The 21,975-nt window shown below is 71.6% G+C and carries 21 protein-coding genes and 1 tRNA gene; 14 read left to right on the top strand and 8 right to left on the bottom strand.

The window, feature by feature from the left end:
- Nucleotides 1-7: 7 nt before the first annotated feature.
- From scpB to C6361_RS35945, 7 genes are all read left to right on the top strand, one after another.
- Nucleotides 8-943: an SMC-Scp complex subunit ScpB gene (gene scpB / locus C6361_RS35980; RefSeq protein WP_107270561.1), complete on the top strand. Its 936-nt coding sequence runs from the start codon at nt 8-10 to the stop codon at nt 941-943.
- The gene (locus C6361_RS35975; RefSeq protein WP_107270560.1) at nt 930-1,679 is read left to right on the top strand and encodes a pseudouridine synthase; all 750 of its coding nucleotides are present in this window, start codon (nt 930-932) and stop codon (nt 1,677-1,679) included. The genes scpB and C6361_RS35975 overlap by 14 nt, the downstream gene beginning before the upstream one ends.
- Nucleotides 1,680-1,948: 269 nt before the next feature.
- Nucleotides 1,949-2,632, top strand: coding sequence for a (d)CMP kinase (cmk, locus tag C6361_RS35970; protein ID WP_107270559.1), 684 nt, complete (start codon nt 1,949-1,951; stop codon nt 2,630-2,632).
- Nucleotides 2,633-2,735: 103 nt separating this feature from the next.
- Nucleotides 2,736-4,139, top strand: coding sequence for a ribosome biogenesis GTPase Der (der, locus tag C6361_RS35965; protein WP_107260092.1), 1,404 nt, complete (start codon nt 2,736-2,738; stop codon nt 4,137-4,139).
- A 280-nt stretch (nt 4,140-4,419) separates the two neighbouring features.
- Nucleotides 4,420-4,493, top strand: a tRNA-Pro gene (locus C6361_RS35960).
- A 532-nt stretch (nt 4,494-5,025) separates the two neighbouring features.
- The gene (locus tag C6361_RS37380; protein ID WP_234359211.1) at nt 5,026-6,153 is read left to right on the top strand and encodes a site-specific integrase; all 1,128 of its coding nucleotides are present in this window, start codon (nt 5,026-5,028) and stop codon (nt 6,151-6,153) included.
- Nucleotides 6,154-6,425: 272 nt separating this feature from the next.
- Nucleotides 6,426-7,682, top strand: a complete 1,257-nt coding sequence (locus C6361_RS35945; RefSeq protein ID WP_107270556.1) for a hypothetical protein — start codon at nt 6,426-6,428, stop codon at nt 7,680-7,682.
- A gap of 388 nt (nt 7,683-8,070) precedes the next feature.
- On the opposite strand, the gene C6361_RS35940 is transcribed toward C6361_RS35945, so the two are convergent.
- The 4 genes from C6361_RS35940 to C6361_RS35930 all read right to left on the bottom strand — a co-directional run bounded on the left by C6361_RS35940 (nt 8,071) and on the right by C6361_RS35930 (nt 10,328).
- Nucleotides 8,071-8,550, bottom strand: coding sequence for a nucleoside deaminase (locus C6361_RS35940; RefSeq protein WP_107271399.1), 480 nt, complete (start codon nt 8,548-8,550; stop codon nt 8,071-8,073).
- 83 nt (nt 8,551-8,633) lie between these two features.
- Nucleotides 8,634-9,164, bottom strand: a complete 531-nt coding sequence (locus C6361_RS35935; protein WP_107270555.1) for a tRNA adenosine deaminase-associated protein — start codon at nt 9,162-9,164, stop codon at nt 8,634-8,636.
- Nucleotides 9,165-9,324: 160 nt separating this feature from the next.
- A complete protein-coding gene (locus tag C6361_RS37850; RefSeq protein WP_199187700.1) occupies nt 9,325-9,492 on the bottom strand; it encodes a hypothetical protein in 168 nt (55 codons plus the stop codon).
- A 296-nt stretch (nt 9,493-9,788) separates the two neighbouring features.
- Nucleotides 9,789-10,328, bottom strand: coding sequence for a hypothetical protein (locus C6361_RS35930; protein ID WP_234359210.1), 540 nt, complete (start codon nt 10,326-10,328; stop codon nt 9,789-9,791).
- Nucleotides 10,329-10,586: 258 nt separating this feature from the next.
- Between C6361_RS35930 and C6361_RS35925 the strand changes: the two genes are divergently transcribed.
- Together C6361_RS35925 and C6361_RS35920 are read left to right on the top strand one after the other, a co-directional pair.
- Nucleotides 10,587-11,375, top strand: coding sequence for a M23 family metallopeptidase (locus C6361_RS35925; RefSeq protein ID WP_107270554.1), 789 nt, complete (start codon nt 10,587-10,589; stop codon nt 11,373-11,375).
- A gap of 28 nt (nt 11,376-11,403) precedes the next feature.
- Nucleotides 11,404-12,408, top strand: coding sequence for a prephenate dehydrogenase/arogenate dehydrogenase family protein (locus C6361_RS35920; RefSeq protein WP_107270553.1), 1,005 nt, complete (start codon nt 11,404-11,406; stop codon nt 12,406-12,408).
- On the opposite strand, the gene mtnA is transcribed toward C6361_RS35920, so the two are convergent.
- Together mtnA and C6361_RS35910 are read right to left on the bottom strand one after the other, a co-directional pair.
- Complete coding sequence (gene mtnA / locus C6361_RS35915; RefSeq protein ID WP_107270552.1) at nt 12,380-13,366, bottom strand: S-methyl-5-thioribose-1-phosphate isomerase; 987 nt, start codon at nt 13,364-13,366, stop codon at nt 12,380-12,382. The genes C6361_RS35920 and mtnA overlap by 29 nt on opposite strands.
- A gap of 39 nt (nt 13,367-13,405) precedes the next feature.
- Nucleotides 13,406-15,253 (bottom strand): M48 family metallopeptidase, encoded by a 1,848-nt coding sequence (locus tag C6361_RS35910; protein WP_234359209.1) that lies wholly within the window; start codon nt 15,251-15,253, stop codon nt 13,406-13,408.
- Nucleotides 15,254-15,478: 225 nt separating this feature from the next.
- On the opposite strand from C6361_RS35910, the gene C6361_RS35905 reads away from it, so the two are divergent.
- Nucleotides 15,479-16,552 carry a PHP domain-containing protein gene (locus tag C6361_RS35905; RefSeq protein WP_107257281.1) on the top strand — a complete coding sequence of 358 codons (1,074 nt, stop codon included), beginning with the start codon at nt 15,479-15,481 and terminating at the stop codon, nt 16,550-16,552.
- Here C6361_RS35905 and C6361_RS35900 read toward each other — a convergent pair.
- On the bottom strand, nt 16,538-17,542 hold the full coding sequence (locus tag C6361_RS35900; RefSeq protein WP_107270551.1) for a DMT family transporter: 1,005 nt from the start codon (nt 17,540-17,542) through the stop codon (nt 16,538-16,540). The genes C6361_RS35905 and C6361_RS35900 overlap by 15 nt on opposite strands.
- 85 nt (nt 17,543-17,627) lie before the next feature.
- Here C6361_RS35900 and C6361_RS35895 point away from each other — a divergent pair, with 85 nt between their 5' ends.
- Nucleotides 17,628-18,224, top strand: a complete 597-nt coding sequence (locus C6361_RS35895) for a Uma2 family endonuclease (protein ID WP_107270550.1) — start codon at nt 17,628-17,630, stop codon at nt 18,222-18,224.
- An 88-nt stretch (nt 18,225-18,312) separates the two neighbouring features.
- Complete coding sequence (locus C6361_RS35890) at nt 18,313-19,983, top strand: DUF885 domain-containing protein (RefSeq protein WP_107270549.1); 1,671 nt, start codon at nt 18,313-18,315, stop codon at nt 19,981-19,983.
- A gap of 113 nt (nt 19,984-20,096) precedes the next feature.
- Here C6361_RS35890 and C6361_RS35885 read toward each other — a convergent pair whose 3' ends face one another.
- Entirely contained in the window at nt 20,097-20,378 is a 282-nt protein-coding gene (locus tag C6361_RS35885) for a flavin reductase (protein ID WP_107270548.1), read from the bottom strand.
- A gap of 564 nt (nt 20,379-20,942) precedes the next feature.
- Between C6361_RS35885 and C6361_RS35880 the strand changes: the two genes are divergently transcribed.
- Together C6361_RS35880 and C6361_RS35875 are read left to right on the top strand one after the other, a co-directional pair.
- Complete coding sequence (locus C6361_RS35880; protein ID WP_159079641.1) at nt 20,943-21,761, top strand: helix-turn-helix transcriptional regulator; 819 nt, start codon at nt 20,943-20,945, stop codon at nt 21,759-21,761.
- Nucleotides 21,721-21,912, top strand: a complete 192-nt coding sequence (locus C6361_RS35875; protein ID WP_107270546.1) for a DUF397 domain-containing protein — start codon at nt 21,721-21,723, stop codon at nt 21,910-21,912. The genes C6361_RS35880 and C6361_RS35875 overlap by 41 nt, the downstream gene beginning before the upstream one ends.
- The last annotated feature ends 63 nt before the right edge of the window (nt 21,913-21,975 follow it).

Here is a 21,975-nt window from a genome sequence, read left to right as displayed (position 1 = left end):
AAACGCGGTGACCAGCGAAAAGCGGCCCGACTCGCTGGCCGAACAGGCGGCGGCCTGGGTGCCACCCTGGGAACGGCCGACCGGGACCGCGTCCCCGGAGGCTCCGGTCGAGTCCTCGGCCACCGAACCTGCCGCCGAGTCCTCTGCCGAACCTGCTGCGGAGTCCTTTGCCGAGCCTTCCGTCGAGCCTCTTGCCGAGTCTTCTGCTTCTCGCGCCGGGGACCGGGAGTCCGCGTCGGCTGAGGAACGCCCGCAGCCGTCGGTTCGGGCGGCCGTGGCGGAACCGGACGAGGCGGTGGGCGTACCCGAGGATGCCGCAGCGGAGGCGGAGGGTGCGCCGGCGGCGGCGCCGAAGCCCGGCGGGGCCGGCCGGCAGGCCGCGACGCTGGCCCTGATCGACGAGGACGAGCTGCGCGGGGCCCTGGAGGCCATCCTGCTGGTGGTGGACGAGCCGGTCACCGAGATCCTGCTGGCCCAGGTGCTGGAACAGCCGACCGAGCGGGTCGCCGCGATGCTGGACCGGTTGTCCGGCGACTACACGGCGGCCGGGCACGGCTTCGAGCTGCGCCGGGCGGCGGGTGGCTGGCGGCTCTACACCCGGCCGGAATACGCGGCCTACGTCGAGCGGTTCGTGTTGGACGGGCAGTCCGTCCGGCTCACCCAGGCGGCGCTGGAGACCCTCGCCGTGGTCGCCTACAAGCAGCCGGTGACCAGGTCACGGATCTCGGCCATCCGGGGTGTCAACTGCGACGGGGTGATCCGTACCCTGGTCACTCGCGGCCTGGTGGAGGAGTGCGGCACCGAACCGGAGAGCGGCGCGTTCCTGTACCGGACGACGACGCTGTTCCTGGAGAAACTCGGTCTGGACACCGTCGCCCAGCTACCGCCGCTGGCCCCGTTCCTGCCCGACGACGTGGAAGAGATAGCCGATGCCCCGCGATGACAATCCCGATGCCCCCGGCGTGGAGCGCCTACAGAAGGTGCTCGCCGCGGCCGGCGTCGGCTCCCGGCGTGCCTGCGAGGACCTGATCTTCCGGCGCCGGGTCACCGTCGACGGGCGGGTCGCGCAGCTCGGCGACAAGGTCGACCCGGCCACCGCCGTCATCCACGTCGACGGTGAGCGGCTCGTCACCGACACCCGGCTGGTCTACCTGGCGATGAACAAGCCGCGCGGCGTGGTCTCGACGATGGCGGACGAGAAGGGGCGCACCGCGCTGGCCGACTTCCTCGGCCGGGTGGAGGAGCGGGTCTACCACGTCGGTCGGCTCGACGCCGACAGCGAGGGACTGCTACTGCTGACCAACGACGGCACGCTGGCGCACCGGCTGATGCACCCGTCGTACGGGGTGCCGAAGACCTATCTGTGCGAGGTGGCGGGGCCACTGTCCCGCAGCGCGGGCCGACGGCTGAAGGCCGGGGTGGAACTCTCCGACGGTGTCGCCCGGGTGGACGAGTTCCGCCTCGTGGACACGCTGGGACGTACGGCCCAGGTGGAGCTGACCCTGCACGAAGGGCGCAAGCACATCGTCCGGCGGCTGCTGGAGGAGGTCGGGCACCCGGTTTCCCGGTTGATCCGTACCGCCATCGGTCCGATTCGGCTCGGGGACCTGCGGCCCGGCCGTAACCGCCGGTTGACTAACGCCGAGATCGCCGCGCTCTTCAAGGCGGTGGGCGACTGATCCCGGTCGCCCGGCTCTGACCCTGGTTGATCCGGGGGCGGGGAGGCGGCGCTGACCGTCGTCGCCCGGCGGGGCCGCCACGGCTGCAGTCCCGGGGCGCCACCGCGTCTACGGCTTTGGGGGCGCCGCCGCGTCCGGTGTCGGGCGCGGGCCGGTACGGCGGACGGGGCATGATGGACAGCGACACGCGGCGGGGCCGCCACGGCCGGCCGCCCGCGAAACTCGGCAGTGCCGGGCGTATCGCCCAGGGGATCGGTGGAGGAGGAACGGTGGCGGAAAAGGTACGGACCGGGCGATGTGTGGTTGCCGTGGACGGCCCGTCCGGTTCGGGGAAGTCCACCGTCTCCCGTCGGCTGGCGAACGCGCTCGGTGCCCGATACCTCGACACCGGGGCGATGTACCGGGCCGTCACCTGGGCGGTGCTGCGCTCCGGGGTCGACCCGCAGGATGCCGAGGCGGTGGCGAAGGTGGCGGGGGAGACCGACCTGAAGATCGGGGTGGACCCCGAGGCGCCCAGCGTGACCGCCGACGGCGTCGCCGTCGACCGGGAGATCCGCGGCGCCGAGGTGACGTCGGCGGTCTCGGCGGTGTCGGCCGTGCCCGCCGTACGCGAACTGCTCGTCGGGCAGCAGCGCGAGATGATCGCCGCAGCCGGCCGGATCGTGGTGGAGGGCCGGGACATCGGCACGGTGGTGGCGCCCGACGCCGACCTCAAGGTCTACCTGACCGCGTCGGCCGAGGCGCGGGCGCAGCGGCGCAGCGCGGAGAACGCCGCCGATCCCACCGCCACCGCCGCCGACCTGGCCCGACGGGACCGGCTCGACTCCACCCGGGCCGCGGACCCGCTGCGGCAGGCCCCGGACGCCGTGGTGCTGGACACCACCGCGCTGGGCATCGACGAGGTCGTCGCACGGCTGCACGAGCTGCTCACCGAGCGGCGGCCCGCCCGGTGAACCGGCGGATCGGCGGGATCGGTGAGTTGGTGGACGACCGGGGTAGCACCCGGCGGGGCGACACCGTCATGGTGCGCGCCGATGGTGCGGTTGAGGAGGCGGCGTGAGCGCGGGGGATGGTTGGATCGAGCTGCGGGAGCCGGACGTCGACGAGGGTGAGCCGACCGGCCCGGTGCCGGTGGTGGCCGTGGTCGGTCGGCCCAACGTCGGCAAGTCGACGCTGGTGAACCGGATCATCGGCCGCCGGCAGGCGGTGGTGGAGGACACGCCCGGGGTGACCCGGGACCGGGTCCCGTACGACGCCCAGTGGTCGGGACGGCAGTTCACGGTGGTCGACACCGGCGGCTGGGAGCCGGACGCGAAGGACCGGGCCGCCGCGATCGCCGCCCAGGCCGAGAACGCCGTCGCCACCGCCGACGTGGTGCTGTTCGTGGTCGATGCCACGGTCGGGGCGACCGACGTCGACGAGGCTGCCGTACGCATGCTCCGGCGCAGCGCCAAGCCGGTGCTGCTGGTCGCCAACAAGGCCGACAACACGGCCGTGGAACTCGAGGCCACCTCGCTGTGGTCGCTCGGGCTGGGCGAGCCGCGGCCCGTCTCGGCGCTGCACGGCCGGGGCTCCGGCGACCTGCTCGACGCGATCCTGGAGGCGCTGCCGGACGCGCCGCCGATCAGCGAGGCGGGCCCGCGCGGCCCGCGCCGGGTGGCCCTGGTCGGCCGCCCCAACGTCGGCAAGTCCAGCCTGCTCAACCGGCTCGCCAAGGAGGAGCGGGCGGTCGTCGACTCGGTCGCCGGCACCACCGTCGACCCGGTCGACAGCCTGGTCGAGATCGGCGGCGAGGTCTGGCAGCTGGTGGACACCGCCGGGCTGCGCAAGCGAGTCGGCAAGGCCAGCGGTACGGAGTACTACGCGAGCCTGCGTACCGCCGCCGCGATCGAGGCGGCCGAGGTGGCCGTGGTACTGCTCGACGCCAGTGAGCCGATCAGCGAGCAGGACCAGCGGATCCTCACCACCGTCACCGAGACCGGCCGGGCGCTGGTGATCGCCTTCAACAAGTGGGACCTGGTCGACGCGGACCGCCGCTACTACCTGGACAAGGAGATCGAGCGGGAGCTGCGCCGGATTCCCTGGGCGATCCGGATCAACGTCTCGGCGAAGACCGGACGGGCGGTGGACAAGCTCGCCCCGGCGTTGCGTACCGCCCTGGCGAGCTGGGAGACCCGGGTCCCGACCGGGCAGCTGAACCAGTGGCTCACCGCCCTGGTGCAGGCGACACCGCACCCGGTACGGGGCGGCCGGGCGCCTCGGGTGCTCTTCGCCACCCAGGCGGGTACCTGCCCGCCCCGGTTCGTGCTCTTCACCACCGGCCCGCTGGACGCCGGATACCAGCGCTTCGTCGAGCGGAAGCTCCGCGAGGAGTTCGGCTTCGAGGGCAGTCCGGTGGAGGTCTCGGTACGTCCTCGGAAGAAGGTCGGTGCCGGCGGGCGGGGCAAGCCGCACGGCTGAGCCGGGTACGCCGGGTACCAAGCTCGATGATCCTCCGACCCGTCCGGTTCACTCCGAACCGGACGGGTCGACCTTCTGCCTGATTCCGGGTTCGACGTGTTGTCGTCGTCTTCGTCTTCGCCTCCGAATAATGACCTATCTTCCTAGGACGGCGTAGGGGGTGTGAGGGGGTGCGGTGGAACGTGAAGGAGGGGCGACGGGGGACGGTGGGCCGCTGCACGTACGAAACGGTCCTGCGCTACGCTGTACCGGCTGTCGCACGGCGCAGGTCGGGCGGGAGCGGGACGTGGCGCAGTTTGGTAGCGCACTTGACTGGGGGTCAAGGGGTCGTCGGTTCGAATCCGGCCGTCCCGACAAGGTGAAAGGCCAGCTTGGCTGGCCTTTTTCATCTATCACCGCGAATGCTGGGGCAGGATCCGACACTCGATTTTGCCCATACGAGCGTACGGTTTACGGATCGTCGCCGCCCGGCGGTACTTCCTCGATCCTCGACGAAGTACGTGGGTGGGCCTTGCCTCACCCGATGTCGGGGGTATCGGGCCGAAACCTTGATCATTGAAAACGCCGGTTGAGCAGGCATTACAGCGGTTCACACTCCGATTCTCGACGTAGCGCGTCCCCCTTCGCCTTGGACGCGGTCGGATGGCTCGTGTCGAGGGCCGCAAAGCAGTCCGATGTGGATGACCGTGACACGCCTTCGACACGAACGCCCGTACGGCGATCTTCGACGCTTCCCCTCGACGGATTGAAACGGACACTCGAACACCGGACGGGGATGGCTCGGCGGCACCCACTTGGTCCGTCATCCCTGGCGGCGACTCGGTTTCCATGGTGGAGGGCCTTCGCCCTCTGCCGGAGGCCGTTGCCTGGCGTTGAGGAGGTCGTCGTGGCCGATACCGATGTGATCGTTCGGGATCCCGTGAGCGGGTTGTTCGGGTTCCGGGTGGAGATGGGACGCGACCGTAACGGAGCACGCATGCAGGCCCGCAGGACGGGTTTCGACACGGAGAAGACGGCGATGGTCGAGTACCGTCGGCTCAGCCGCCAACGTGACGCACAGATCGCCCGGCCACGGCTTACCGACACCGTCCAAAGCCTGTGCCAGAGTTGGCTGCGGGCCCGCGAGCAGGAACTACAGCCGAACACCGTCTACAACTACACCTGGCTGCTCAGCCTGATCTACCCCTACCTGGGCAACGTACGAATCTCGCGGCTCAGCGCCCGGATGACCGAGCGGACCTACCACGACCTGGAGGCGGCCGGCTACTCCCGCACCACCCTGCGCACACTCGACCTGACCCTGGCCAGGCAGTCGGCGAGCAGACCGGCCGGACCCTGGGCGCACGCAGACCACGCGAAAGCGACGATCTACGGCCCGTCTGGACCCTCACCGAAGCTCGTCGCTTCCTCGAACACGTCCAGCGTGACCGGCTCTACCCGCTCTGGCGGCTGCTGCTCGTCACCGGACTGCGACGTGGCGAGCTGTGCGGCTTGCAGTGGCGCGATCTGGAGCCGGACCTGGCCACTCTCAAAGTCCGCCGGCAACGCGTGGTCGAAGATCCCACCAGCCGGGTGCGCGACAAGCCCCCCAAATCCCCACAACAGCACCCGCACCCTGCTCCTTGATCCGGCAACCCTCAAGACCTTGACCGACGCGAAAACAGCTACAAGAACGACGGCCGGCTCGCGATACATGTTCACCGGCCGTACCGGCCAACCCCTGCGGCCTGACAACGTCACCAACCGCTTCAACCAACTCGCCAACCGCGCCGGAGTCCGCCCAATCGGCCCCCACCAGATTCGGCACCTGCTCGCGTCGACCTACCTCGACGCCGGGTACGGCATCCACGAAGTCGCCGAACGACTCGGCCACGACCCCGCCACCCTCATGCGCTACTACACCCGCGTCAACGCCACCCGCCGCCGCCAAGCCACCAACCACATCGCACAACTACTCGCTGAATCGCCGCAAAGTCCAGTGATCCGAGTGCCGGGCCGGCCACCTGTCCGCTAGGCGGGCGAGGTCAACACTGCCAATTCTCACTCCCCTGAGTGGGGCGGCGTCCGATCTGACCTGTCCACCGCTGCCGCCAACCGGTTTCACCTCAATGACCGATCGGATCGGGCGGATGCCGAGGCGTTCGCTTTGTCTTGAAGACGCCGTGGCTTGCTTGCATAGTCGGTCCTACCGCGCTGACGACGACAATCCACAAGAGGGAGACCGTGTCACACGCATCCGAGATACTTCGGCTCCGGGAAGCCGAGTGGGCGCCAGCTCTGCGCGCGGTGTCGCTCGTCGCCGAGATTGACGCACCGGAGGGCCACGCCAAAGAGGTCATCCGCGCACTGGGACAAGTCTTTTGGTACAGCGCCTCCCTTAAACGGCAGCAGCTGCTCACCCGTCAATACCCCGCGTGCCTGGTCGTCGGTCTGGCCGGGATAGGTGCCGTCGGGTACGAGCACGGCGACTACTGGAGCGCCGTCCATAACGAGGCGCCGGGCCAGGTTGACCAGACGTTCTGGGGGAGGGCCTTCCGCGTCAACCTCGACTACTTCCGGCTGGCCCGGTTCCCTGGTCTGCCGCAGGTCTACGTCGGTGAGATCCTCATGCATGCCGGGGTTCCCGCATACTGCCTCGGCGACCTGTTGAATCTCCTCCTGCACCGCCAGGCCCGCGAGCCCGGACTCACTGGCGAGAGCTTCCTCGCCTGGGCGCTCGCGCCCGGGCGTGAGTCGCGCCTGCACGGGACCGACAAGCCGGTGCAGCGGTTCATCCAGCGCGGCGAGGACTACGCGGCGGACCTTGTCGACCGTTGCCTCGACCTGTTGGAACGGTTGCGGCAGCCGGGGTTCACCGCCGACGGACTCGGACTCTCCCCACACCTCATCGAAAGAGCTCAGGCGCTCGCGGAGGCGGAGCAGCTCGACTGGACAGGCAGCTCGGAGCGCGGCGGGCCGGCCGCGCAGGCGGCGCCGCAGCGACCTCACCTGGAGTTGGAGCCGTTCGGCCGAGGCCTGATGGTGTGGCTGCCGCCGGTCCATGACGCAGCGGACGGTCGCGTCATGTGGCAGTTGCGCTTCGACGGCGAGGTCGAATCGGTCGTCAGCCAGTCCCGCTGGCCCGGCACCAGCGAGACCGCGCCCGCAGCAGCGGTAGCCATCGCACGCCCCGCGCGTCAGGTGACTGTCGAGGTGGCTGGCTACGACCAGGAGTACGAGCTGGATGCTGTCGACCCGCGGGATCCCCTGTTGGTCTTCACCGAGGACGGCCGGCGGGTGCCCGCTACCACCGGCCTTCCGCCCGATCCGGTCTGGCTGCTGTACCGCACGAGAGCGACGGCGGTGGGCCGCTCGAGCTGCAGGTGGATGGCGACCTGGTCGACACGTACGACGTGCCGGCCCCGTACGGCTGGCTCGGCTGGACGCTGCGCCGCGCCGACCTTCGCCAGGTGTCGCAGCTACGGCTTGGCGGCGGAACACCGCGCCGGGTCAAGGGTGCCCGCCGCGCCCAACTGCAACTCGCCCAGCCATTGCCCGGAGTGAGCAGCCTCGCCGGCGCACCAGTGATCGCGACGGCCCCACGGCTGACACTGCCGACCGAGCCCGGCGTGAGCACCGACTGGTCGATCCGGATCCGCCGACCCGGCTCTGGTGAACTCCTGCACACCGAGAGCCTCTCGGCTGACTGTGAGCATGGCGGGGTCGGTTCATCAGTGGTGAGCTGATAGTCGGTAGTAGTGGGCGTGACTCTTCGTCTGACTGGCCTTTGGTGCCTTCGCGTGGACTTGTCCGCCCGCTGCTGCCGGCGCGCCGGCAGCAGCGGGCGGACAAGTCCACGCGAAGGCACCAAAGGCCAGTCAGACGAAGAGTCACGCCCACTACTACCGACTATCAGCTCACCACTGATGAACCGACCCCGCCATGCTCACAGTCAGCGGAAGAAGGACTGTAGTGCCGCGGCGCACTCGGCCGCCAGGACCCCGCCGTACACCTCGGGGCGGTGGTTGAGCCGCCGGTCGCGTACGACGTCCCAGAGCGAACCCACCGCACCGGTCTTCGGCTCCCAGGCACCGAAGACGAGCGTGGAGATCCGGGCGAGTACCAGCGCACCGGCGCACATCGTGCACGGCTCCAGGGTCACCACCAGGGTGCAGCCGGTCAGCCGCCAGGCGCCGACCGTGCGGGCGGCCCGGCGCAGGGCCAGTACCTCGGCGTGCGCGGTGGGATCGCCGGTCAGCTCGCGCTCGTTGCGGGCGCTCGACAACTCGGTACCGTCCGGGGCGTAGACGACCGCTCCGACCGGTACGTCTCCGGCCAGCGCCTCGACGGCCACCTCGTCGGCTCGGCCGGTCACCGGGGGGATCGGGCCGGGGCCGGGCGGCGCACCCGCGACCTCGAGCGCCCGCCGCATCCACGCCTCGTGCCGGTGTCGACGCCCGGTCAGCGGCTGGTCGGACGGGTCGGGTTCACCGGCGGCCCGACCCGTTGGTCCGGTCACGCCTCGCGGAGTTCCTCGACCTCGTTGCCGCAGCCGATGATCTGGCAGACCTCGGCCGTCACGTCGGCCGGCAGCATCCCCTCGTGGGCGCAGAGCGCGAGCAGGCGGTGGGCCGAGACGCCGAGGTCGGCGAGGAGATCGGCGTCGCCCACCGGGTCGGCGTCCGGATCGACGGCCGGTTCCTCGTCGTCGTCGGACGACCCGGCCGCGCGCTCCACCGGCTCGACCACGTCGTCGATGTCCAGGGCCGGCGCCTTGATGTCGCCGACCAGCAGGGCGCCGAGCCGCGACTCCTCGGCGAACGCCGAGTCCGAACCGAAGATCCGCAGGTCGTCACCCTCGTCCAGCCGCACGATGGCCAGGTAGGCGTCGTCGGACTCGACGAACAGCAAGGAGATCTCGGCGTCGGGGTCGACGTCGCGGAGCAGGTCGGCGACCTCGTCGATGTCGCCCGCGCCATTGAGATCAACTTCTGTCGCGGCCCAGCCGGACTGGCGGCGCACCACCGCCGCAGCGAAGTACGACACGGTCCCCCCAATTACCCAGCGGCCCCCAGCCGCACATCACGCCGACTTTTCCGGTGCACAGCCGGCTCTCTGTCACGCGTGACGGTATCCGGTCGTATCCAGCCGAGCCCACGCAACGCCCCGAAGGAGGGACGGGGAATCGAAGTGGGCGAGGCTGCGGTCAGTTCACCAGGCGGCGACGGGTGGCGATCAGCTCGCGCAGGCGGTCCACCCGGGCACGTCGCGGATGCTCACGCTCGCGCACCGACTTCGCCCCGGCGAGCTCGGCGAGGAGCTGCAACCGACGACGGCTGCGTTCAGGGTCGAGCCGATGCTCTGTCCAGGCCATACCGCCGAGAGTGCCGAGTCGGGCCCGGTTCGTCAAGGCCGGTAGCGGTGCGCAGCGGTCACCTCACTCAGCGCGGCTGTTGCGAGCGATTCTCGGAGTCTCCGAGAACCCGCCGGCACCGGCCCGGAGCTGCGACGCGGGCCGCAGCGATCGCCACCGGAAGCGACGAAAGCAGACGGAACGGACAGAGCATCTCGGACGGCCGGAGCACCCCGGACGGCCGGAGCAGCCCGGGCGGACCGAGGGAACCGAGCGGACGGAACGGACTGAGCGGACTGAGGGAACCGGGCGGACGGTCACCACAACGGCCAGTCGGCGCTGGTGTACCAGCGCGTCGCGACGGCCACCCCGGCGATCGCCCAACCCATCCCGGTGGCCAGGGCGATGCCGGCACCGGCTCCCCGGTTGCCCCGCTGCGTCAGCAACAGCGCGACGAGCCAGGCCAACCCGCCGGCCAGCAGCGTCCAGAGCACGTACCCGCGCAGGTCGTGCCCGAGCAGGCCGAAGGCCACCAGCCAGGCGGCGGTGGACGCGGCGCCCGCGGCGACGGCTCCGGGGCGTACCGGATGGGGTTCCCGGTAGGTCGGGTGGGTGTTCCCGGGTGGCGGGCTGGCCGGAAAGAGGCCGGACGGGGTGTGCCCGAATGGTCGGGGCTGCCAGACCGGGTCGGAGCCGACGACCGGCGACGGCATGGCCGGCGGTGGCGGCGTGCCGGGCCCGCCGAACTGGAGCACACCCGGCTGGGCCGGGGTACCGGGCTGGCCGGGCTGGCCGGGCTGGTGCAGCCCAGGATGCGGCACGCCGGACCGGGGTTGGAGAGCCGGCTGTTCCGCCATGACCCCGCTCCCTCCCGTCACCACGGGTAGCCACACACGTCCAGGCCCGCGCGATGCTCCGCCCGTTTCGGCTCGGTCCACCCGCTCGCAGCCTACCCGGCGGGCGCCGGAGGCCGACCGGATCACGACCGCCCGGCACCGGCCCGGTGCAGGGCACGGCGCGGACATCGGGCGGTGCGGCGGGTACAGATTCGGTTCCCCGGCCACAGCGGCGGTTCCGGGCCGGCGGGCTCCGGGTCGGTCTGCCACTATGGCCCAATGTCATGGGGAGGATCAGCGGGACCGGGCCGGGCCGGCCGGCGCCGGGGGTACCCGGTCGCCGTCCTGCTGGTGACGGTGACGGCGCTCGCCGCGGGCTGCGCCGACACGCGGCAGCCGACCGGCGCACCGGCCTTCGAGCCGATGGAGACGCCGGCCACCAGCGCGGCCGCCGACGGTACGCCGAGCGCCGCACCGACGCCGACCGCCAGCGCGACGCCGAGCAGGTCGCCGTCGAAGAAGCCGACCACCCCGCCGCCGACGACCAGCGGCAGCCACAGGTACGTCTTTCCGGTGCAGACCGGCAACGTCGCCTACCACCCGACCCACTCGGCGTACCCGGCCACCGACATCTTCGCCAACTGCGGCTCGCCGGTCGTCGCGGTCACGAACGGCCGGATCCTGGAGGTGAGCCGGGTCGACCGGTACAGCAAGACCGGGCCGCAGGGGCCGAACAACGGCGGCAAGGCCGTCTCGCTGCTCGGCGACGACGGTGTGCGCTACTACGGCTCGCACCTGACCACCGTCAGCGGCGGGATCGAGGCGGGTGTCCGGGTCCGGGCCGGTGAGCAGGTCGGCATGGTCGGCCGGACCGGCAACGCCAACAACGTCTGCCACCTGCACTTCGGCATCTCGCCGCCCTGCCAGAAGACCGCCGACTGGTGGATCCGGCGCGGCGTGGTCTGGCCGGCGTCGTTCCTGGACGCCTGGCGCAAGAAGCGGAACACGTCGCCGGCCGCCAAGGTCAGGGACTGGCGCGCCGACAACGGCTGCCCGAAGGCGCCGTAGCGCCGGCCGGTGTGCGAGAGTTCCGGTCGTGGACGTCGCGGTGATCGGGCTCGGTCTCATCGGCGGCTCGGTGCTGCGGGCGCTGGCCTCGACCGGTCACCGGGTGCTCGGCTACGACGCCGACCCGGCGACCAGGGCCACCGCCCGGACCGCCGCCGCGCAGGCGCCGCCGGCACACCGCTGGCAGGTCGCCCGGACGGTACGCGACGCGGTGGCCGGCGCCGATCTGGTGGTGGTCGCCGTACCGCTGCCGGCGGTCGCCGGAGTGCTCGACGAACTCTCCTCGGCCGGCTACACCGGGCTGGTCACCGACGTCACCTCGGTCAAGGAGCCGGTACGCGCCCTGGTCGACCGGCACCTGCGTGGCGGTACCGACCGGCGGGCCGGATTCGTCGGCGGGCATCCGATGGCGGGCCGGGAGACCTCCGGGTTCGGTGCCGCCGATCCGAGCCTCTTCACCGGCTGCGCCTGGGTGCTCTGCCTCGAACCGGGGGTGACCCCGGTGGCCGACTGGTTGGAGTTGGCGGCCCTGCTGACCGGGATCGGTGCCCGGGTGGTGCCGGCGGTCGCCGCCGAGCACGATCGGGCGGTGGCCGCCGTCAGCCACGTACCGCATCTGCTGGCCACCGCGATCGCGGCGGTCGCGGCCGGTGACCCGCTGGCCGGCACCCTGGCCGCCGGCTCGTTCCGGGACGGCACCCGGGTCGCGGCGACCCGGCCGGACCTGGTCGCGGCGATGTGCGGCGGCAACGCGGCCGCGGTCGGCCCGGCGCTGGACGCGGTGCTGCGGGAGCTGGAGGGCGCCCGCGCGGCGGTCGGCTCGGCGGACCCGATCGGTGCGCTGCGGGAGTGGCTGGCGCCCGGCTCGGCGGCCCGGCAGGGCTGGCCGCCCCGCCCGGGGAGTTCGGTGGAGCTGCCGGCCCGGCCGGACGCGCTGCTCCGGCTCGGCCGGGCGGGTGGCTGGGTGACCCGGGTCGCCGAGGACCGGCGTACGGTCACCGCGGTCAGACCCGCTCTCCCCGATCCAGCCTGATCACCCGCCGCTCGGTGACGATCGCCGTGACCAGCTCGTACGGGGTCACGTCGAAGGCGGGGTTGACCGCGTCGACGCTGTCCGGTCCCGGGTCGGCTTCCGGGTTCCCGCCGTAGCGGAGCACCTCGGCGGCGCCCCGGTCCTCGATCTCGACCTGTGCACCGTCGGCGGTGTCGAGGTCGACGGTCGACTCCGGCGCGACGACCACGAACGGGATGCCGGCGCGGCGGGCGCCGAGCGCGTGCGCGTACGTGCCGATCTTGTTGACCACGTCGCCGTTGGCGCAGATCCGGTCGGCGCCCAGTACCACCGCGTCGACCTCGCCCCGGGCCATCAGGAACGGACCCGCTCCGTCCACCGCCACCCGGTACGGCACCCCGGCCCGGCCCAGTTCCCAGGCGGTCAGCCGGGCGCCCTGCAACAGCGGCCGGGTCTCGCTGGCCAGTACCGCGCCGAGCGCGTCCCGCCGGTGCAGTTCCAGTACCGCGCCGAGGGCGGTACCGCCGACCACCGCCGCCAACGCCCCGGTGTTGCAGTGGGTGAGCAGCCTGGGCCGCGCCCCGCAGAGTTCGGCCAGCAGGTCGGCGCCGAGCCGGGCCATCGCCTCCGAGGCGGCGATCTCCTCGTCCCGGACGGCCAGCGCCTCGGCGAGGACCGCGTCGGCGCCCTCCGGCAGCCGGGCGGCGGCCCGGCGTACGCCCCGGGCCAGGTTCACCGCCGTCGGCCGGGCGGTCTCCAGCCGGCGTACCGCCGACGCCACGTCCCCGGGCTGGTGTGCGGCGAGCGCGACGCCGAGCGCACCGGCGACGCCGAGCGCCGGTGCGCCGCGTACGGCGAGCCGCTGGATCGCCGCGACCAGCTCCTCGACGGTGCTCAGCCGGAGTACGGTGAGCCGCGCGGGCAGGGCGGTCTGGTCGATCAGTTCGACGGCACCGTCAACCCAGTCGATCGTGCGCATGACCGCCAGGGTACGGCGCGTTCCGGCGGCCGGTCAGGGTCAGCGCTCGCCGAACGACTTCAGCGCCTCCAGCAGGGTGTCCCGGCTGTTCTTCTCCAGCAGTTCGCTGCTCCACGCCTCCTGTAGCGCCAGCCGGCGGCCGTCGTGCAGCACGAGCTCGGCCTTCAGCGGCACCTGCTTGCCGATGGTGGCACCGGCGATCTCCTCGAACGGCAGGAAGTGGTGCCGGCCGGCCAGCTCGGCGACCGGGGCGGAGCTGACCAGTTCGCGCAGTCGCTTCGTACCCTTGTCCGCCTTGCCCGGGTTGCCGACGAAGACCAGCCCACGGTTGAGCATCAGCACGTCGTGGTCGACGCCGTCGACCTTGATGTTGGCGAGCGCGGCGAGCAGCCGGGCGCCGTTCGCGGTGGCCCGGCGCTGCACCACCCGGCCGTGCGCCGGGTCGATGCCGAGCGCGGTGAGCCGGGCGACCGCCTCGGGCAGCGTCTGCGCCGAGACGGCCAGTTCGGCGATCTCGGTGAACGAGATCGGCTGCCCGTCCCGGCCGACCAGCCGGGCCGGCTCGGACCACGAGTGCTGCCACCAGGCCGCCTGGGCGGTGACCGCCGCGCTCTGCAACAGCGTCTCCATCGGCTCGGCGAACCTGCCGGCCGCCTCCCGGCGGGTGGCGTTCGGGAAGAACTGTTCGGCGAACTCGCCGAGCCGGCCGGCCTGGACGAGTTCGAACAGGACCGGCAGCCCGGGCTCGGGTGCCCCGGTGAACCGGCCGAGTGCCCGGAAGACGGCGTCGGTCTGCCGCTGCACGCCGGCCGCGACCATCGCGTGGGTGAACTGCGGCCAGGGCAGTACCTGCCGGTCGCCGACGTCGACGACCCGTTCCTGGAGCCGGCGGCCGAGCACGGCGATCTGCGGGAGCAGGACGTACGCGGGTCGGTTGTCGGTCGGCCGGGGTACGTCGGGGGTGGTGGCGATCACCGAGATCCGCTGCGGGATCGGCGGGTGGGTGTCCCAGCGTGACCCGGTACCGTCCGGTTCGTTGCCGCGCAGTTCTGCCAGTTCCGCCTGCCGGGCGGCGACCAGGGCGTAGAAGCCGGCGAAGAGGTCGTCCGGCACGAACCCGGCCTCCCAGCCGGGGTGGACGTACCGCTGGAGGAAGAAGCCCCAGGCCGCGTCGAGTACCGGCAGTTCGCGCAGCGCGGACGCGGCGGCGGCCCGGCCGGCGACCTGCACGGAGGCCCGGTCCGCCTCCAGTTCCTGGCGGCGGGAGGCGGCGTTGTCGACGAGCAGGTAGAGCCGGGCGTAGCCCTTGAAGACCCAGCCGACCGGGTTGGCCGAACCGATCCGGTTGATGGTGCCGCCGAGGGCCAGCCGGCCCCGGTAGGCGACCGCGCCGAGCCGGGTGTGCCGCCCCGAGTAGTGCCCCAGCTCGTGGGCGACCACCGAGCGGATCTGGTCGACGCTCATCGCCTGGAGCAGCGGGAGTCCGATGTAGAGGATGCGTCGGCCGTCGATCAGGCCGAGCAGTTTGGCGTCCTCGGTCACCGCCGCGTTGACCTCGGGCAGCAGCCGGATCTCGTCCGGCACCCGGGTGCCGACCACGCCGGCCAGCTCGTGCACCGTACGCCACAGCTCCGGGGCCTGGTCGGGGCCGACCGGAAGCCCTTCCGGCGGCTCCGGCCTGGCCCGGACGGCCTTCCAGAGCGCGACCGAGACGGCGCCGACCGTGGCCACGAAGAGCGGAAACACGATCTTCAGTACGAGCACGCCGTTGAGCACGGTCGCCAGCCAGATGGCCAGGGCCACCGCGCCGCCGAGCTGGACGAGCGCGACGACGTAGAACCCGGCGAGCATCACCACCGACGCCAGCGCGCGGAAAGTGGCTACCACGATTCGTCCTCCCCCGTGAATGCTTCCGCCCGAACCGTGGCGCGAAGCGGCGGACGGACACTACGACGAGGGTCGGACAGCGGCAACCCCGTTCGGCCCGCCGGCCGGCAACCGGTTCGGTCCGCCGGCCGGCAACCCGGTTCGGTCCGCCGGGCGGCACCGGCCGGTCGGGGACGCTCCGGCGAGTCCCCCCGCCGGTGCCGACCGCTGGCTAACCTGGTCGGCATGACCGGCCGCGACCCCCTCGCCGACCTCCGTCGGATCGCCTTCCTGCTGGAACGGGCGAACGAGGCCAGTTTCCGGGTCAAGGCGTTCCGGTCGGCCGCCAAGACCCTGGCCGAGCTGCCCGCGCCGGAGCTGGCGGCCCGCGCCGAGGCGGGCACCCTGACCGAACTCTCCGGCGTCGGCGACGTGACCGCGCGTACCGTCACCGAGTCGCTGCGCGGTGAGGAGCCCGTCTATCTGCGCCGGCTGCTGGCCACCGAGGGGCTCGACCTGGACGAGGAGGCCGCCGCGCTGCGGGCGGCGCTGCGCGGCGACTGCCACACCCACTCCGACTGGTCGGACGGGGGATCGCCGATCGAGGAGATGGCGCTCGCCGCCGTCGAGCTGGGCCACGAATATCTGGTACTCACCGACCACTCGCCCCGGCTGACCGTGGCCCGGGGGCTGACCGCCGCCCGGCTGCGCCGGCAGCTCGACTATGTCGCCGCGGTCAACGACGCGCTGCCGGAGGGCTTCCGGATCCTCACCGGGATCGAGGTCGACATCCTCGACGACGGCTCGCTGGACCAGGACGAGGAGCTGCTGGCCCGACTGGACGTGGTGGTCGGCTCGGTGCACAGCAACCTGCGGGACCCGAAGGCGCGGATGACCCGGCGGATGCTGGCGGCGGTCGCCAACCCGCACCTGGACATCCTCGGGCACTGCACCGGGCGGATGGTCGCCGCCCGGCCGCCCGGGGTGACCGGGCCCGGCGACCGGGGACACCGGGCGCGGACCAGGCCGCCGAGCGACTTCGACGCCGACGCCGTCTTCGCCGCCTGCGCCGAACACGACAAGGCCGTCGAGATCAACTCTCGTCCGGAGCGGCAGGATCCGCCGAAGCGGCTGATCAGGGTGGCGGTGGAGGCGGGCTGCCGGTTCGCCATCGACACCGACGCGCACGCACCGGGTCAGCTCGACTGGCAGCGGTTCGGCTGCGAGCGGGCCGCCCGGTGCGGCGTACCGGTGGAGCGGGTCGTCAACACCTGGTCGGCCGAGGCACTGCTCGACTGGACCGGCTCACACGCGGCCTGACGTGGTCAGTTCCGGCGGCATGCCGGCCGGTACCGCCGGGCGGCGTCGCCGGCCGAAGAGGCCCTGCGAGACCGCCACCCCGGCCAGCACGATCGCCGCGCCGACCGGCTGGTACCAGGCCAGGTGCTCACCGAGCGCGAGTACTCCGATCAGCACCGCGAAGACCGGGATCACGTAGGTGACCGTGGAGGCGGTGCTGGCCCCGGCGACCCGGATGTTGCGGAGGTTGATCACGAAGGCCAGGCCGGTGCCGAGCGCGCCCAGCGCCAGTACGCTGGCGATCACCTCGCCGGAGAGCCGGGTCGGTGCCGGCGGGGCACCGGCGACCAGCGGCGCGGCGATCGCGAGCTGCGCCGTCGCCATCAGCAGCTGCGCCGCCGAGAGCGAGAGCCCGGACTCGGCCCGGCCGGCGACGAACCGCTTCTGGTACGGGATGGCCACGCCGTAACAGGCCGCCGCCGCGAGGCAGAAGAGTTGGCCGGTGAACTGGGCACCGCCGAGGCCCTGCCAGACGCCGAGCACCACCAGCACCCCGACGAAGCCGAGCCCGAGCCCCACTCCCCGGCGTACGGTCATCCGCTCGGTGCGGAACACCAGCACCGCCAGCGGCAGTACCACCAGCGGGGTGGTGGCGTTCCAGATGCCGGCGAGCATCGAGGAGACCCGCTGCTCGCCGTAGCCGAAGAGGGTGAACGGCAGGGCGACCCCGATCGCCGAGTAGAGCGCGGTGTGCAGCCACAGTTTCGGGTCCCGGGGCAGCCGGTCGCGGAGCACCGCCAGCACGACCAGCAGGGTGATCGCGCCCGCGCCGACCCGGCCGAGCGTGACGTAGACCGGGTGCATCTCCCGGATGCCGATCTTGATGAAGAGAAAGCTCGATCCCCAGATCGCGCCGAGGGCGAAGAAGCCCGGCAGCCATGACCCGAGGGCGGCCTTGTCAGGAGTGGTAGCGCCAGTCACCCCTGACACTCTGGGCCAGGAGTACGACATTGTCTCGCGATTTCCGGACCTCGTGGCGGGCGACACACGTCAAACGGTTGGGTTGGTAACGTCGATTGCGTCGAGGAGGTGGCCCATGGCGATGCCGGCACAGTTCGATCCGCTGGTGGATTTCGACGGGATGTGGACAACCCAGCTCGCCGACCGCTATCTTCCGCTGCCGGAGCTGCCTACCGCACGTTACGAGTGCATCGACGGAAGGTTAGTGATGACCCCGGCAGAAGTCGGCGCCAACAGCTATGGGGAGATGACGCTCGCCCACCTGCTCCGACCGGCCGCCCAAGCGTCCGGTTTCTACGTGTACGGCCCGGTCAACCTCACGTTCGAGTTGCGGCAGTGGATCCAGCCGGACGTCACCATCCTGCACGCGCTGCCGCAGACCGACGAAGAGGACAAGTGGGTGCCGGTCCGGCTCTGCACGATGGCGGTCGAGTTCGTGTCGCACGGCAGCCGGAAGCAGGACTTCGTCGACAAGCCGAAGCGGTGTGCCGAGGGCGGGGTGCCGTACTTCATGCGGGTGGAGATCGTCCGCCGGCTCCGGCACGCCTCCGTCGAGTTCTTCACCCTGGAGGACGGGGAGTACCGGCGTACCGCCGAGGCGGTCTGCGGCCAGCGGCTCCGGGCCAGCGAGCCCTTCGAGATCGACTTCGATCCACGGGAACTCCTGCCCTGACCCCGCCGTCCGGGTGGCCCGCCGACACGGCCCGGCGTACGGCATAACGCGGATGAGTGGCGTCGGACCGATCACGTAGGGTCGTGACGTGGGACGAATCAACGAGTTGGCCGACGGCTACGTCGACGAGTGGGCACGGCTGAATCCGACCGGCGCGACCTTTGTCGGCATCGGGGGGTACGACGACCAGCTCGGCGACCTGTCCCCGGATGGCTTCGCGGCACAGGCCGAGCTGACCCGGCGTACGCTCACCGCCCTCAACGCCACCGAGCCGGACTCCGAGGCGGAGCGGACCGCCAAGGAGGCGATGCAGGAGCGGCTCGGCCTCGAACTCGCCCGGTACGACGCGGGCGAGACGACCAGCGAACTGAACGTCATCGCCAGCGGACTGCACGAACTCCGGCAGGTCTTCGACCTGATGCCGACCGAGGGGGCCGAGGCGGTCGGCAACATCGCCGCCCGGTTGAGCCAGTTCGCCGGTGCGCTCGACGCGTACAAGACGACGCTGCGTACCGCCGCCAAGGCCGGGCACGTCAGCCCCCGGGCGCAGATCGTCGAGGTCGCCAAGCAGTGCGACATCTGGACCGACCCGGACGGCGACGACTTCTTCCACTCCCTGGTGGAGCGGCTCCCCGCCGACCCGGCGCTCGCCGCCGAGCTGCGCCGGGGCGCGGCGGCGGCCACCGCCGCCACGGCCCAGTTCGGGCACTTCCTGCGGGACGAACTCGCCCCGCTGGGCCGGGCCAAGCAGGCCGCCGGGCGGGAGCGCTACGAACTCGCCTCGCAGTACTTCCTCGGCGCCCGCGTCGACCTTGCCGAGACGTACGCCTGGGGGTTCGAGGAGCTGGCCCGGCTGGAGGCCGAGATGCGCGCGGTGGCCGCCGAGATCGCCGGCCCGGGCGCCAGCATCGACGCGGCGGTGGCCGCGCTGGACGCGGACCCGGCCCGCCGGATCCAGGGCAAGGAGGCGTTCCGGGACTGGATGCAGGCGCTGGCCGACAAGGCGATCGGCGAACTGCACGGCACCCACTTCGACATCCCCGAGCAGGTCCGCCGGATCGAGTGCTGCCTCGCGCCGACCAGCGACGGCGGCATCTACTACACCGGCCCGAGCGAGGACTTCTCCCGGCCGGGCCGGATGTGGTGGGCGGTGCCGCAGGGCATCACCGAGTTCTCCACCTGGCGGGAGGTGACCACCGTCTTCCACGAGGGCGTGCCCGGACACCACCTCCAGGTGGCGCAGACCCAGGTCCGGGCCGACCTGCTCAACCGCTGGCAGCGGCTGCTCTGCTGGACCTCCGGGCACGGCGAGGGTTGGGCGCTCTACTCCGAGCGGCTGATGGACGAGCTGGGTTATCTCGCCGACCCCGGCGACAAGCTCGGCATGCTCGACGGGCAGGCGCTCCGGGCCGCCCGGGTGATCGTGGACATCGGCATGCACCTGGAGCTGGAGATTCCCCGGGACAACCCGTTCGGCTTCCACCCGGGGCAGCGCTGGACCCCCGAGCTGGGTTGGGAGTTCATGCGGGCGCACTGCCGGGTGCCGGACGAGAACCTGCGGTTCGAGCTGAACCGCTATCTCGGCTGGCCGGGGCAGGCACCGTCGTACAAGATCGGCGAGCGGATCTGGTTGCAGGCCCGGGAGGACGCGAAGGCCCGCAAGGGTGCCGACTTCGACCTGAAGGAATTCCACCGGGCCGCGCTGGACCTGGGCTCCCTCGGCCTGGACCCGCTCCGCGCCGCGCTGGCCCGGATCTAACCATCGGGTACGGGTACGAGACTGATGCGCGCTGACCCGCGCATTGCGACCCGCCCCGGACCAGGGGAAAGGCGGGGTGGTCCGGGGCGGGTCTGATCGGGTGATGAGGCGGGTCAGTAACGCCGGGGCACCCAGTGCAGGATCTGGCCGGCGATCAGCGCGGGATGTGTGTCGGGGAGTTCTTCCAGGGCGCGGGCGAGGTGTGCGGCGAGGTACACCATCAGGCCCACCCGGTCGCCCTGAAAGCCGATCAGCAGGCAGAGCCGTGCTTCCGGGCAGGGCCAGGCGGCACCGCAGTCACGGCAGCGGTACGACGGGTGTGCCGGGACGTGGACGCAGATCCGGCGACGCCGCCGCGCGGCGAACCGGTACCACCGCTCCGGCGGCCCGATCACCGGTCACATCCGCTCGCGTAGCCGAGCGCGATTCCGCTGTGCCGGGGTGAAGCGACCAACTCGGCCACTGGTGTGCCCGTCCAGCACCGTTCGTTGATTGGTCGGCCGGCGGGATGGCGACGGCGGGGCCGGGACTTCCCGGCCCCGCCGTCGACCTGCGGCGGGGACGGCATTGCCGGCACGGCCGGCTTGGGCGGCCTGGCGCGGACGGCTGCCCGATACCCTCGGCGGGTCAGTGCCGGGATCGGTGGTGGTTCCAAGGGTCTCGGCGGTGCCGCCGTCAGGGAATGGGCGTCCGGGCAGCGCCAGCGGCACCCGCATCGGCAGTACCGCCACAGCCGCCGCCAGTCCCGTCGGTGTATTCGCCGTACTCGGTGAAAACGCATCCGTCACCTCCTGGAAATTGAGCGGGGCGGGGCCGATATCTGGCACGCCGCGGCCCCGCCGTTTCGGTGCCTCCGTCCGAATCCACCCTGGACTGTGACCGCACGGTGACGGAAGATAATCGGCGGGCACAAACGACGGATACTCCGGATCGCAGTCGGCTACAGGAGGGCACTGAACGTGAGTAATCTTCCAACACGGCTCAAGGAACTGCGGGCCGAGCGAGGCGTTACCCAAGATCAGGTAGCCGAGGGCGTGCAGGTCAGCAAGTCGCTGATCGCGGCGTTCGAGACGAGCCGGCTCTCTCCGAAGCAGGACACGGCGGCGGCCCTGGACGCATTTTTCGAGACCGGGGACGAGATCCAAAAACTGTCCACCGAGGCCAGAAAGAACCGGAAGCCGGGCCCGAGCTGGTTCCGGCCCTGGCGAGACGTGGAGGAGACGGCGGTGATCCTCCGCTATTTCCAGGCCACCCTGATTCCCGGTCTGTTGCAGACGGAGGCGTACGCGCGGGCGGTCTTCGCCAGCACCGGAATGCTCTCCGACGACGAGGTGGCGGATCGGGTCGCCAACCGACTGGAGCGGCAGGCCGCCATTCTCGACCGGGAGGACCACCCTGCCTTCGCGTTCATCATCGACGCCGCCGCCCTCCGGTGCGGCCCGCCCGGCATAGCCAAGGACCAATTGCTACACCTGGCGGACACCAGCGCCCGGCCGAACATCTTCGTCCACGTCGTCCCCGACTCCGCCGGGCTGCATGCCGGCCGCAGCGGGTCGTTCACCCTGGCATGCCTGGAGGACGGCGGCAGGGTTGGCCTCCTAGAGGACTTCTACGAAGATCGGGTGGTCGCAGAGCCCACCCGCGTAACGGAGTTGGAGCGAACGTGGCAGGCTGTATCGGCAGTCGCGCTCCCGTGTGACCAGTCAAGAGATCTGATCTTGAGGTTGGTGAATGAGTATGACGACCCAGCGGCCGAGTTGGCGCACGTCCAGCCGTAGCGGCCAGAGCGGCGGAAACTGTGTGGAGGTTGCCGGCAACCTTCCCGGCCGGGTCCTGGTCCGGGACAGCAAGGACCGGCAGGGACCGACGCTGACCTTCACCCCCGAGAAGTGGCAGGCGTTCGTCAACCTGGCCAGCCAGCAGAACTGATCCCGGCCCAGCCGGCTTGGGGCAGTTCAGTACGAAGATGAAAGCCCTCGGCCGTTGAGGTCG

The sequence above is a fragment of the Plantactinospora sp. BC1 genome (assembly GCF_003030345.1).
Lineage (GTDB): Bacteria > Actinomycetota > Actinomycetes > Mycobacteriales > Micromonosporaceae > Plantactinospora.
Note: the sequence above shows the minus strand (reverse complement) of the source record. Positions and strands in the feature narration are given on the sequence as shown.